The sequence below is a fragment of the Serratia sp. HRI genome (assembly GCF_010119335.3).
Classification (GTDB): Bacteria; Pseudomonadota; Gammaproteobacteria; order Enterobacterales; family Enterobacteriaceae; genus Serratia; species Serratia nevei.
This window is the reverse complement of sequence record NZ_CP083690.1, coordinates 3252018-3264614: the sequence shown is the minus strand read 5'-3', so window position 1 is coordinate 3264614 and position 12597 is coordinate 3252018. Positions and strand designations below refer to the sequence as shown.

At 61.3% G+C, this 12597-nt stretch carries 10 protein-coding genes; 3 read left to right on the top strand and 7 right to left on the bottom strand.

What is annotated here, in order from left to right; translation table 11 throughout:
• Positions 1-3 precede the first annotated feature (3 nt).
• Positions 4-207, bottom strand: a complete 204-nt coding sequence (aaeX, locus tag GF111_RS15635; RefSeq protein WP_004936952.1) for a p-hydroxybenzoic acid efflux pump operon protein AaeX — start codon at positions 205-207, stop codon at positions 4-6.
• 314 nt (positions 208-521) lie between these two features.
• Here aaeX and aaeR point away from each other — a divergent pair, with 314 nt between their 5' ends.
• Positions 522-1433, top strand: a complete 912-nt coding sequence (gene aaeR, locus GF111_RS15630) for an HTH-type transcriptional activator AaeR (protein ID WP_004936950.1) — start codon at positions 522-524, stop codon at positions 1431-1433.
• On the opposite strand, the gene GF111_RS15625 is transcribed toward aaeR, so the two are convergent.
• Both GF111_RS15625 and GF111_RS15620 read right to left on the bottom strand, forming a co-directional pair.
• Positions 1424-1768, bottom strand: a complete 345-nt coding sequence (locus GF111_RS15625; protein ID WP_038879702.1) for a hypothetical protein — start codon at positions 1766-1768, stop codon at positions 1424-1426. The two genes, aaeR and GF111_RS15625, sit on opposite strands and share 10 nt — an antisense overlap.
• Entirely contained in the window at positions 1765-2040 is a 276-nt protein-coding gene (locus tag GF111_RS15620; protein WP_038879708.1) for a zinc ribbon domain-containing protein, read from the bottom strand. Before GF111_RS15620 ends, GF111_RS15625 begins: the two co-directional genes overlap by 4 nt.
• Before the next feature lie 207 nt (positions 2041-2247).
• Between GF111_RS15620 and GF111_RS15615 the strand changes: the two genes are divergently transcribed.
• Together GF111_RS15615 and GF111_RS15610 are read left to right on the top strand one after the other, a co-directional pair.
• Positions 2248-3189, top strand: coding sequence for a nucleoside hydrolase (locus GF111_RS15615; RefSeq protein ID WP_080491176.1), 942 nt, complete (start codon positions 2248-2250; stop codon positions 3187-3189).
• Between the two features lie 691 nt (positions 3190-3880).
• Positions 3881-5563: a PglL family O-oligosaccharyltransferase gene (locus tag GF111_RS15610; RefSeq protein ID WP_147190902.1), complete on the top strand. Its 1683-nt coding sequence runs from the start codon at positions 3881-3883 to the stop codon at positions 5561-5563.
• 27 nt (positions 5564-5590) lie between these two features.
• Here the strand turns inward: GF111_RS15610 and GF111_RS15605 are convergent, their stop codons facing one another.
• From GF111_RS15605 to yhdP, 4 genes are all read right to left on the bottom strand, one after another.
• Complete coding sequence (locus GF111_RS15605; protein WP_147190907.1) at positions 5591-6373, bottom strand: CDP-diacylglycerol diphosphatase; 783 nt, start codon at positions 6371-6373, stop codon at positions 5591-5593.
• 107 nt (positions 6374-6480) lie between these two features.
• Entirely contained in the window at positions 6481-7926 is a 1446-nt protein-coding gene (tldD, locus tag GF111_RS15600) for a metalloprotease TldD (protein ID WP_047729771.1), read from the bottom strand.
• A gap of 7 nt (positions 7927-7933) precedes the next feature.
• On the bottom strand, positions 7934-8794 hold the full coding sequence (gene nit1, locus GF111_RS15595; RefSeq protein WP_047729770.1) for a deaminated glutathione amidase: 861 nt from the start codon (positions 8792-8794) through the stop codon (positions 7934-7936).
• Positions 8791-12591 (bottom strand): AsmA2 domain-containing protein YhdP, encoded by a 3801-nt coding sequence (yhdP, locus tag GF111_RS15590; RefSeq protein WP_134267783.1) that lies wholly within the window; start codon positions 12589-12591, stop codon positions 8791-8793. Before yhdP ends, nit1 begins: the two co-directional genes overlap by 4 nt.
• Positions 12592-12597: the final 6 nt, after the last annotated feature.

The window sequence follows — 12597 nt, the reverse complement described above, 5'->3', positions numbered from 1 at the left end:
ACCTCAAACAAAAAGACATGAAATCAGATAAAACAAGCAGCAATACAGCGCGGTGTTAAACAGCGCCGGATGCCAGACAAAATCGTAAATCCCCGTCGGCTGCAGCAGGCGGCGCAAGAGAAAAAACAGCGCCAGCGACACCAGCAGCTCGAAAAACACCGGCGGAAACGACAGTCCGAAGATGACCATAACCGGAAGCAAACTCATCACTTTTTCCTTATTGTTCACTACGCCGGGGAAAGACACATCTCGCCATTCACATTCCCTTTACATTTTAGCGTGCGCGCGCCACAAATCTTGACCGGACAGCTTGTCCAGGTCACGAACCCGAAAAAAGGTTAAACTTTGGGGCAGACATCCACGACAGGGATTGCGAGGGTGCCGGAGGAGCGGCAGGATTACGTCGCCGATCGCTCTCGCACGTTGGTAAGGTCTATTCACCCGACCACGTTATATTAGCCTGCTTACTATCAAGGCATCAACAATCTGTGATCTAAATCACTTTTAAGCCAGAGTGAATAATGGAAAGATTAAAACGGATGTCGGTATTCGCCAAAGTGGTTGAGTTCGGGTCGTTTACCGCGGCCGCGCGCCAACTCGACATGAGCGTTTCATCGATCAGCCAAACCGTCTCGAAACTGGAAAATGAGCTGCAGGTCAAGCTGTTGAACCGCAGCACGCGCAGCATCGGCCTGACCGAGGCCGGCAAAATCTACTATCAGGGCTGCCGACGCATGCTGCAGGAAGTCAGCGAAGTGCATGAGCAGCTGTATGCGTTTAACAATACGCCTGCCGGCACGCTGCGCATCGGCAGTTCATCCACCATGGCGCAAAACGTGCTGGCGAACATGACTGCCGAGATGATGAAAGAGTACCCGGGCCTGACGGTCAACCTGGTGACCGGCATTCCTGCTCCGGACCTGATCACTGATGGATTGGATCTGGTGATCCGCACCGGCGCGCTGCAGGACTCCAGCCTGTTCTCCCGTCGCCTGGGGCAGATGCCGATGGTGGTGTGCGCCGCCAAAAGCTACCTCAGCCAGCACGGCACGCCGCAGAAGCCGAGCGACATGGTCAACTTTTCCTGGCTGGAGTACAGCGTGCGCCCCGACAGCGAATTTGAACTGATGTCGCCGGAGGGCATCACCACGCGCATTTCACCGCAGGGGCGCTTCGTCACCAACGACTCCTCCACCATGATCCGTTGGCTGAAAAACGGCGCCGGCATCGCCTACGCCCCGCTGATGTGGGTGATCGAAGAGATCAAGCGCGGCGAGATCGAGATCCTGTTCAAAAGCTACCATTCGGATCCGCGGCCGATCTACGCGCTCTATACCGAGAAGGACAAACTGCCGCTGAAGGTGCAGGTGTGTATCAACTACCTAACCGACTATTTCGAACGCGTGGCGGCGGTCTATCAGGGCTATCGCTGAGCGGCGCTCAAATAGCGGTGCGCCAGCGCGCCCAGCAGCATCAGCGCCAGCATGCCGAGGCCCCATAGCAGCCAGACGGCGTAGCCGGCCCAGTTCAGCAGCAGAGGAAAATAGCTCGCCAGCCCGCTGCCCAGCTGTTTCAGCCACGGCAGCCAGGCGTCCAGCACCGTCTGCGGCACCAGGCTCAGCGCACCGTTCACCGGCAACGATGCATTCCCGGCTGCCTCCGCCAACGCCGGGAGCCAGGCCAGCACGCCGGCCACGCCCCAGGCCAGCAGCGTCCATAGCGCCATGGCACCCAGCAGCAGCGCGGCTGTCCAACCGCCCCGGTTCACGGTACACCGCCGCCGCACTGCGGGCAAAAGCGGCTGCCCGGCGGCAACGGCGCGGCGCACTGGCCGCAGGTGGCGCTCACCGCGGCAAATGGCTGACCGCAGCGATGGCAATAACGTGCGCCCGGTTTATTCACCGCCTGGCATTCCGAACACTGCGACCCCGGCTCGCCATGCTGGTTATAGCGGTTGCCATGATGCCCGCCGCGGTGACCCGCGCGCTGATGACCGCCGTTAACACCGCCTTGACCCAACAACCTTTTCAGTAAGCTCATCCCGCCTCTCCTCTGTACATTGACGCTGAAGCTCACTGTAAACCCTGGAGTAAACTCCAGGGTAAAGCCCGGCGATGAGGATTTACGTTTCATTACACCGAAAAATTGGCAAGGCTTTGATGTCGTTAACAAAAGCACCATCGGCATTATCCCACGCCGCCGCGCTGCGTTATGCTGCGGGAACCTCTCCCTGCATCAGGAATAGCCATGAAAAAAATCATACTGGACTGTGACCCGGGGCATGACGACGCCATCGCCCTGCTGCTGGCCTGGGGCAATCCGCAGATCGACCTGCTGGCGGTCACCACCGTGGTGGGCAATCAGACGCTGGACAAAGTGACGCGCAACGCGCTGGCGGTGGCACGCATCGCCAATATCACCGGCGTGCCCTTCGCCGCCGGCTGCCCGCGCCCGCTGGTGCGCAATATCGAAGTGGCACCCGACATTCACGGCGATTCCGGCCTCGATGGCCCGGTGCTGCCGGAACCCCACCTGCAGCTGGACTCGCGCCACGCGGTGGATCTGATCATCGATACCGTGATGGCTCACCCGCCCGGCAGCGTGACGCTGGTGCCGACCGGCGGCCTGACCAATATCGCCATGGCAGTGCGCAAAGAGCCGCGCATTGCCGAGCGGGTCAAGGAAGTGGTGCTGATGGGCGGCGGCTACCACGTGGGCAACTGGAGCGCGGTGGCGGAGTTCAATATCAAAATCGATCCTGAGGCGGCGCACATCGTGTTTAACGAAAAATGGCCGCTGACCATGGTCGGGCTGGATCTCACCCACCAGGCTTTGGCCACGCCGGCAGTCTGCGAGCGCATCGCCACCCTCGGCACCCGGCCGGCCGCCTTCGTCGGCGAACTGCTGGCATTCTTTGGCCGTATGTACCAACAGGCGCAGGGCTTCAGTGCCCCGCCGGTACACGATCCTTGCGCAGTCGCCTACGTGATCGATCCGAGCGTGATGACGGTGCGCAAAGCGCCGGTGGATATCGAACTGACCGGCACCCTGACGCTGGGCATGACGGTCGCGGACTTCCGCGCGCCGCCGCCGCCAGACTGCCACACCCAGGTGGCGGTCAAGCTGGATCAGGATAAATTCTGGGATCTGGTGGTAGATGCGCTGGAGCGGATTGGCGAAGTGGAGTGAGATCTGTGAAACGTGGATTAACGCGCTTTTACAGGCGCGTTGGTCCGTCTTTCGTCACGGCAACAGGGATAGGCAGACCATCGCCCCGTTATTTCCATATTCACAGAACAATCTTAACAAAATATATTTTAATGAAATTAAAAAACAACCAATAATGACAGGAAGAGTCTTAATAAAAATAAAAAAACAGGCATGATAAAGAAAATATGAAATAAAATAATGAACGGCGATAAATAAAACCACGCCCGCCACACCGCCATTGGCAACAACAATTTAACAAGAAAATGCTTATCTCATTGGCTACATCGCCTGCCGCCCCAGAAGCTCGTTGTCGCACACACGGCGTTTCATTACGCACAATACAATTTCAACGCATTGATTTAAATATAAAAATAAAATAAAAGATTAGAAATTGACTGGAGCAAGATGAATTTGAGAAAATGACAGCCCTGCTTTTTTCAAACAAATAAAACTCCCTTTGCAGGCAACTGGAATTCGGCTTACCCCTTTTTATATGATTCGCACCACGCTCACAGGGCAAAAATTATTTATCGCTTCAACATGAAGCCTTTTCAATTCCCATAAAATATTTTAGGCATTGAAGCTTCAGCGAATTTAAACACCAGGATAAGGATAGGAAATCCTCATAATATGCATTCAATGAACGATATCGGAACATGGCGGGTTAACCATGCTCGATAAAACCCCCACTAACGCACCGGCTATCGCCGTGTTGCCCCTGCTGCTGATCTGGATGGCGGTGCTCCTGCCGGTCTATCACCCCAACATGGGCGGCGGCGGCCTGGCGCTGCCGCAAAATATTCTGGCCTGGAGCGTCATGGCACTGACCACGCTGATCGTGACCTTCACCGTTTGCCTTGGCCGTACCCGTCTTTCGCTTACCCCCACGGCACGCCTGTTGCTGCTCGGCATCGCCGTGCTGGCGCTGCCGCTGCTGTATACCCGCCCCGAGTGGCGCGAAGATGCCCTGTGGCGCTGCGCCGGTTTGCTAGGCGGTTGGCTGTTCTATATCGCCTGTCTGCAGCTGCGCCTGACAGCCCGGCAGCGCAACCTGTTGCTGTTCGGCCTGCTGTTCGCCGTCGGCGTTCAGGCGTTGCTGGCGGCGCTACAGCTGTTCGCCCCTGCTCTGGCCTGGGTATCTCCTAACGGCAGCCGGGTCTACGGCGTCTTTCAGCAACCGAACGTGCTGGGCAGCTTTATCGCCACCGGGCTGGCTTTGGCGCTCTGGCTGCTGCTTGCCCCTCTCTCTGCGCAGACGCAGCGGCGGCAACTCCCGTTGCTCGCGCTGCTGGCCGCTTTCTCCGCCCTGCTGGTGCTGATCCAGTCGCGCGCCGCCTGGCTGGGCGGTGCCCTGGCGGCGGCGTTGATGCTGTGGCGTTTTGCCCGCCAGCACCCGGCCGTGAGCCGCTGGGCCGGCGGTGCGCTGCTGTTGGGCGTGGCGCTCGGTACCACGGTGTTGCTCACCGGTTTCGGTCTGGAGACGAGTACCGTCTTACATGACTACGAATTCTCCAACGGTGCGCGCCTGACCATGCTCCATGACGTCGCCGCCATGATCCTGGCCAAACCACTGCTGGGCTGGGGCTACGGCGGCTTTGAATACAGCTTCGCGCACTTCCGTCTGCAGACAATGCCCTGGCGAGAAGTGTTGGAAGTCGCCGGGCACCCGCACAATGAAATCCTGCTCTGGTGGGTTGAGGGCGGCCTGCCGGCGCTGGCGGGTATCGTTATCGTCCTCGTCGCCGGCGCGCTGCTGTTGAAACGCGCCTGGCAACGGGATCGCGAGCAGCCGGCCGGTGCGCGCATCGGGCTGTTTCTGGTGCTGCTGCCAATGCTGGTACACACCCAGCTGGAATACCCTTTCTATCTGTCTACGCCGCATTGGCTGGTATTTCTGCTGCTGCTGGCGCTGCTGGACGGCCAAACCGGCGAGCCGCGCCCGCTGCCGTTCGCCAAAGCCCTGAGCCTACCGGTAGCGATGGCGGCCATCGGCGTACTGGTGATGGCGGTCTTTGCCTGGCAAGGGCGCATGGCGCTCACCCAATCGGAACGTACCATGCTGGCTACCATCGACAGCATCGAGCAGATGCCGCCGCCGGCCGCCTGGATCTACCGGGAGCGCAAAACCTTCGACGAGCAATCTCACGCGCTGCTGGTCTATAACCAAACGCGTGATGATGCCCTGTTGACCGGCTATCGGCAGTGGGCCAACGCCTATCTGCAGCGCCGTATCGACGCCAACGTCTATGCCACGCTGATCATGATCTTGCGCTACCAGGGTGCTCAGGCGGAAGCCGACGCTCGCCAGCGGGAAGCCGCTTTCCTGTTTTCTCGGGATGCGCGGTTCAGGTAGGAAAAGTGAGGTGAGAGCGTGTTGCTCTCACCTGCCGTCTTGAGACTCACGCGGCAAAATCGCGCACGTTTTATCCAACAGCGATTCTACCGAGGCGCGGTTGCCCACGTCCCAGCCGCGCTTCGAGGCCAGCAAGATAAACCCCCGTTGGCCGGCAAACGTGGTCGGAACGACGGCCACGCCATACTCCGCCAGCTGCTGCGGCGACAGATGAAAATAATCTGCAAGATCCTTAATCGGGTAGATACCCATCGCGGTCGGTTGCATCACGCGGCGGGCATAGTAGGTGTGGCGCAACAGCTTATCCGGCAAAGGTCGCCATTGTTCCTGAATATAGGGGCGTTCTGCCTGCAGCTGGCGCCGTACATCTTCGCGCAGACAGGTCAGGTGAATATGCAATTGGTTCTGGCTGCGTCCATAAGCGGAGTTGATCGCCATACCCAGCTTGTCGTCCGGCACCGGCCCACCATACTCGGCGGCCAGCCGGTAACGCATCAGCCATGCATAGCCAAAATAGTCCGTCCGCTCTCCGGCCAGCAACTGCGGGCTTTCAATGCCGGAAAGCGGCGCCGTCGGCACCAGAATGAAGTGATAGGGGTAACGCGGGTTTTGCAGCACGCTAAAACCCTGCGCTTTCCCCTGCGGCATATAAATCTGCTCACACGGGGCCGGATCGCGCTTTTGCTGATAGTTGACCATGCAGAGCTTATCGACCACGCCCCACAGCGCATCGGAACGGGCGCAGCCCGTCAGGGAAAGAACGCCCAGCAACAGCAACCAACGCTGGGTAGACACACCAAAGCACGCCATCGTCATCTTTCTCGGCATCATCGCCGCACAGCACTCTTTGCGTGGGCGAGAAAAAACTCAAAATGGGGAATGAACAAGGGGCCAGTGCATGGCCCCTTGAGGAAAGATTACGCCGTGCCGCCGACGGTCAGCGTATCCAGTTTCAGCGTCGGTTGGCCGACGCCTACCGGCACGCTCTGGCCTTCCTTGCCACACACGCCCACGCCTTTATCGAGCGCCAAGTCGTTGCCGACCATCGAGATCTGCTGCATCGCCTCAATGCCGGAGCCGATCAGCGTCGCCCCTTTCACCGGTTTGGTGATGCGGCCCTTCTCGATCAGGTAGGCTTCGGTGGTGGAGAACACGAACTTGCCGGAGGTGATGTCCACCTGGCCGCCGCCAAAGTTCGGCGCGTACAGCCCGTACTCGACGCTGGCGATGATCTCTTCCGGCGTCGATTGGCCCGCCAGCATATAGGTGTTGGTCATACGCGGCATCGGCAGATGCGCGTAGGACTCGCGACGGCCGTTGCCGGTCGGCGCGACGCCCATCAACCGCGCGTTGAGCTTGTCCTGCATGTAGCCTTTCAGCACACCGTTTTCGATCAGCACGTTGTACTGGCCCGGTACGCCTTCGTCGTCGATCGCCAGCGAACCGCGCCGCCCTTGCAGGGTGCCGTCATCCACCACGGTGCACAGCTCGGAAGCCACCAGCTCGCCCATATGGCCGCTGAACACCGAGGTGCCACGCCGATTGAAGTCGCCTTCCAGGCCGTGGCCCACCGCTTCGTGCAGCAGGACACCCGGCCAGCCGGCCCCAAGCACCACCGGCATATTGCCGGCCGGCGCCGCCACCGCGCCGAGGTTGACCAGCGCCATGCGCACCGCTTCTTTGGCGTAAGCATCGGCGCGCACGTCACCGTCGACGGTTTCCAGGAAGTAGTCATAGCCGAAACGGCCGCCGCCGCCGCTGGAGCCGCGCTCACGCTTGCCATCCTGCTCCACCAGCACGCTGACGGAGAGGCGCACCAGCGGGCGAACGTCCGCCGCCAGCGTGCCGTCGGTGGCAGCCACCAACACCTGCTCGTAAACGCCGGTGATGCTGGCGTTCACTTCCTGCACCCGTGCATCGGCGGCGCGCGCCACCTTGTCGACGCGGTGCAGCAGAGCAATTTTCTCTTCGCGCGGCAGGCTTTGCAGCGGATCGAGCAGCGGGTACAGCGGCCGATAGCCGATCTCGCCCAAGGTGTGCGCCCGCCCGTCGCCCTGCTCACGCACGATGCTGCGCGCCGCCTGGGCGCTCTGCTGCAGCGCATTCAGGGTGATCTGATCGGCATAGGCGAAGCCGGTCTTCTCGCCGCTGACGGCGCGCACGCCGACGCCCTGGTCGATATTGTAAGAGCCATCCTTGATGATGCCGTCCTCGATCACCCAGGCTTCGTGATAGCTGGACTGGAAATAGAGATCGGCGTAATCGATACGGCGTTCTGCCAGTTGACCCAGTACCTTGTACAGGTCTTGATGACTCAGCTTGTTGGTAGCGAGTAACTGCTCACTGACAAACGTCAGGCTCATAATGGTTTCACTCTTGATTGGAGGATAACTTGTCAGACGGCGCCGTCAGCGACGTCTGGAATCGGTTGTGCTGCAATACCGGCATCTGTTGGCGCAAGGGCTGCAGGCTTGCGGTGTCCACGCGCACCTTCAGCGCCGCCACGGCGTCCGCGTTCTCAGCCAGCACCTTGCCCCAGCCGTCGACGGCCAGCGAGTGGCCCCAGGTGCGGCGGGTCGGCCCGTGGCGCCCCACCTGCGCCGGCGCCAGGATCATGCACTGGTTCTCGATCGCCCGAGCGCGCAGCAGAATTTCCCAATGCGCCTCGCCGGTGACCCGGGTAAAGGCCGCCGGCACCGAAATCAGTTCGGCCCCTTGCGCCCGCAGCGCCTGGAACAGCGCGGGGAAGCGCAGATCGTAGCATATGGTCATACCCAAACGCCCGACCGGCGTATCCACTACCGTCAGGTGCTGCCCGTGCTGGTAGGTATCCGACTCGCGGTAGTGGCCGTGCGCATCGTTGATGTCCACATCGAACATGTGCAGCTTGTCGTAGCGGGCGCGGATCTCGCCCTGTTCGTCGAACAACAGGCTGCTGGTGGTGATAAGCTCCGGGTTTTCGCGGCTGATCAAGGGCATCGAGCCCACCAGCAACCACACGCCATAGCGGCGCGCCAGCTCGCGCACCGCGTTTTGCAGCGGACCGTCGCCCTGTTTTTCCGCCTGTTGGCGGTAGGCCGCAGAGTTGGCGAACAGCAGCGCGTTCTCCGGCGTCATGACCAGTTTTACCCCGGCATTGAGCTGTTTGATCTGCTGTTCAATCTGGGCCAGGTTATCGCGCACCTGATCGCCACTGCACAACTGCAACAACGCAACGTTAGCATTCCTCATGACGCCTTATCCTCCTTTGCCTTACGAAGTACCTCATTGATCTTCGGCTGGTCGAGATCGCCGCTGATATGGTAACGAATCAGCGAAATCTTGCTCCACAGCGGCCCCAGCACCTGCGAGGCGGCAAATACCGCCGCGCCGACGATCGGGTTGACGACAAACGCCGTGGCCACGCCGACGGTCGCCGAAATCGCCGGCGCCACCACCGCCTCCATATCGATGCGGCGGCGCGCCAGATCGATCTGGCCACTCATGGCGATATCCGCCGCCAGGCCGTCGATCAATAGATTATCAGTATGCATTATGCCATCTTTCAGCCAGGCAGTGCTGCGGATGGAGTCAAAGTAGAAGCCTTTGCCGAAGGTATCGCTGAAATCGAACTGCAGCTTGCGCAGCAAGGCGTCGAAGCTGACCAATCGCAGCAACTGACCGGCGCGGCCGCCGCCCATGCTGTCGATCTCCCCCTTGCCCATCTTGACCTGCAGCGCGCCGCTCAGCGTATTGACCTGCGGCTGCCACGGCGCGCCGTGCCAGTACAGATCGAAGTCCACGTCGTAAGGCGCACCTTTCAGCGGGATAGTGATGCCGAAGAAGGCCGCGGTTTCATCGATTTTGCCGCCGAGCAGCTTGCCTTTCAGCGAGCTGCGCTCTTCCTGCGCATTTTGCTTCCACAGGCCGCTGGCGCTCATGCGCCCTTTGCCGGTGTCGATCAGGCCGTGATCCAGCGTCAGGGTATCCCCTCGATTGCTCAGATCCGCCTCGACCCTGCCGAAGTTCTGCCCCAGCACCCAGCACGACTTGCAGCGCAGCATCAGCGAAGGCCAGTCGCGGAAGGAAACTTTCTCAGCCGATGGCGGCGTACCCGCCGCGTTTTTCGTCTCGGCGAACTGCGGGTTGTAATACAGGTAGTTGATATCGGCGCGCCACGGCCCGCGATCGGCCACCCGCAGGCTGCCGTCCACTTCATCGCTCTTGGCGCTCACCACGGTGGCGCCCAGCTGTTTTTCGGCCGACAGCGTCAGCTTATGCCAGGCCTGGCCGCCCAACAGCAGCTGCGGCGTGGTCAGTGCCACGGTAGTGGGGAAACTGAAGCCGCCCACCTGACCGCTGCCGCCGCCCTGTTTCAGCGCCGGCGCCAGCAGCGCCAGCCACTGCTCGCCGTCCAGCGCCGGCAGGTTCAGCGTCATCGACTTGCCGGCCGGCAGCGGCGGCGTGCCGCCACCGTTGGTTTGCCAGGCGGCGCGCGCCAGATTCACCTGTTTTTTGTCGAAGTTCCATTCGCTGTTGAAGCGGTTTTGCTTGCCCGCGCTGCCGGTCAACATGAAGCCGTTCAGGCCACCTTTGACCTTGACGTTCACCGGCAACGCCTCGCCCGGCGTTTTGTCCAGCGGTGAAGGTAAGTGACTGCTCACTTTCTTCAAATCCGCGTCGATGCCGATATCGTAGCTGGCCGAGCCCTGATGCGGCAGCGTGATGGCCACCTGGCTCTGCCAGGGCGCGCTGCCGCTGAGCGCATCGGCGGCCTCTTTCGGCAGGCCGGGGAACTTGCCCGGCTGCCAATCGCCCTTCAGGCCGACGTCAATCTTGTAGTCGCGAGCGCCTTCCTGCGTGGAGAAGTTGACCGCCACCGGCTGCCCGAACCAGGTGGCCGACAGCGGGTCGCTCTGCAGGTTACCGTTGTCGAAGCGGAACTTGCCGCTGAGCTTTTGCAGTTCGCTATCCAGCGGCTTGATCAGCAACGAGTTATTGTTCAGCGCCACTTCACCGGTCGCTCTGACCTGCTCGCCGTCCAGGGGAATATCGAGATGTAAGCGCCCACTGACATCACCGCCAATCTGCAGCTGATCCAGCGCCGCCCCCAGCGAATCGTGCAGCGGCGTCTGCATGAAGTAGTCGTGCACGTCGCTGCCCGCGCCCGCCACCTCGGCGTCGATCAGCAGCCGCTCTTTCAGATAATCCGGGATCACCGCGCTGATATTTTTGCCCGCCACCTTGCCCAACCGGGTTTGCGGCGCCTGCATCCACAGCCCCTCGTTGGCGAAGTCGAGGTCGATCGCCAAATCGGTCAGCGCCGGCCAGCCCGGTTGGAACTGGAAGGTGGCGTGGCGCAGCGGCACGAAGACTTCAAACTGCCCCTCGTTTTTACGGTACGGGAAGTGCTGCGGATCGCCGGAATAAATCAGCGTGGCGTTATCCACCTGGCCGCCCTGAATGGCGCCGCTCAGGTAGTCCACCAGATGCTTGCCCATCAGCGGTTCCGGGAAATAGCGCCAGGCATCGGCGCCGTCATACAGGCGGATGCCCGCCAGAATGTTCAGCCACGGATCGCCCTTGGCCGGCTGCTGATAGCGGAAATCACCGTTGACCCACAGCGACTTCGCCTTGACGTCCAACCCCTGGCTCGCCAGCTCCCAACCCCGATCGTTGTAACGCCAGGTCAGCGCGCCGCGCGCGCTGCTGACTTCAAGCGGCGCACGGAACATATCGCCGTAAGGCAAGGTGCTGCCTGCCAGCCCCAGCGTCAGGCGGCCGTTCTCCACACCGCCGCTCAGCGCCCCGGAGAAGTGGTTGACGCCCGGCAGCAGTTCCCAACGCTGCCAGCTGACATCGCGCCACAGCGCCTGGAAACGGCTCTTTTCCGGCTGGTTCAACGGAATGTCCAGCGCCAAGGCCTCCATCGTCCCCTGTGGCTGCAGATCGTTCCAGCGATCGAGCACGTCCGGGCTGAGGAACGAGAAGGTCGGCAGCAGCGCCGACAGGCGCTCCAGCTGAAGGTTAGTCGCGCGCACCCGCAGCTCTTCATTCTGCGCCGGCCCCATGAACTCGGTATTTTCCGGCAGCCACAGGGCGGAAAGCGTGCCCTGCGGCCAGGCCTGGCCGTCGGTGCTCAACCGCAGCTGCGGCACGTCGAGCTGCCAACCGGTGCCCTGGCGGCGCAGCGCCAGCGCCAGATTGTCCACGTCCAGCCGGTGCTGCGCGGCGCCGGTATCCCAGTTGGCCGCCCCCTGCTTGAGCAACGCGTGGCCGCCGGCAATCTCGCCGTTCTGCACCTGCAGCCAGGCCGCCAGGCTGAAGTCGGCGCTTTCCAGCCCGGTGTTGGCGCGCAGCCAGCGGGTAAACCAGGGTTTCATGTCAATGTTATCGGCCTGCAGGTAAACCGTGCCGGTGTCCAACAGGCCCTGATTATCGCGCAGGTCCATGCGCAGCTGCACCACGCCGTGTTGGCCGTTCAGCGTCGACAGGCTGATCTGCCCCTCGGCGCGGTGACGATCGCGGCCGTTGAGCCAGGTCAGCTGAGGAATGTCGAATTCGGCGCGCGCGCCGGCGGGCGTCAGGAACGAGATACGGCTGTCGCGCAAATCGAAGTGGTCGAGCTGGCGCAGCATCAGATCGCTGATTTTACCCGGTTCAAGGCCTTCGCCCTGCCGGTCGCCGCCCAGCGTGGCGTTAAGATCGAGCCGGAATTGATAGAAGGTCAGATCGCGGAACTGCCAGCGCCAGTGCAGCAGCGATTGCCACACGTCCAGCGCCAGCGTCACGCGTTCAATATGCACATCGCTTTTGGGCAGCGTAACGCTCAGGTTACGCACTTCAAGCTGTGGGCCGAACGTTTCCCAACTGCCCTGCAGGAAATCCATCTGCACGGGCACGCCGGACAGCTTCTCCACCTGCGCCAGCAGTTGGGGACGGTAGTCGTTCAGCTTCGGCAGCATCAGGCGCAGCCCGCTGATCAGCAGCGCCACAATCACGATTAGGGTGGCGCCTGTTGCTAACAGAATCCCAGGCAGTCGCCTCACGCAGTT

Coding starts and splice junctions, on each gene's coding strand:
- aaeX (WP_004936952.1), bottom strand. CDS start 207: ATGAGTTTGCTTCCGGTTATGGTCATCTTCGGACTGTCGTTTCCGCCG.
- aaeR (WP_004936950.1), top strand. CDS start 522: ATGGAAAGATTAAAACGGATGTCGGTATTCGCCAAAGTGGTTGAGTTC.
- GF111_RS15620 (WP_038879708.1), bottom strand. CDS start 2,040: ATGAGCTTACTGAAAAGGTTGTTGGGTCAAGGCGGTGTTAACGGCGGT.
- GF111_RS15615 (WP_080491176.1), top strand. CDS start 2,248: ATGAAAAAAATCATACTGGACTGTGACCCGGGGCATGACGACGCCATC.
- GF111_RS15610 (WP_147190902.1), top strand. CDS start 3,881: ATGCTCGATAAAACCCCCACTAACGCACCGGCTATCGCCGTGTTGCCC.
- GF111_RS15605 (WP_147190907.1), bottom strand. CDS start 6,373: ATGGCGTGCTTTGGTGTGTCTACCCAGCGTTGGTTGCTGTTGCTGGGC.
- tldD (WP_047729771.1), bottom strand. CDS start 7,926: ATGAGCCTGACGTTTGTCAGTGAGCAGTTACTCGCTACCAACAAGCTG.
- nit1 (WP_047729770.1), bottom strand. CDS start 8,794: ATGAGGAATGCTAACGTTGCGTTGTTGCAGTTGTGCAGTGGCGATCAG.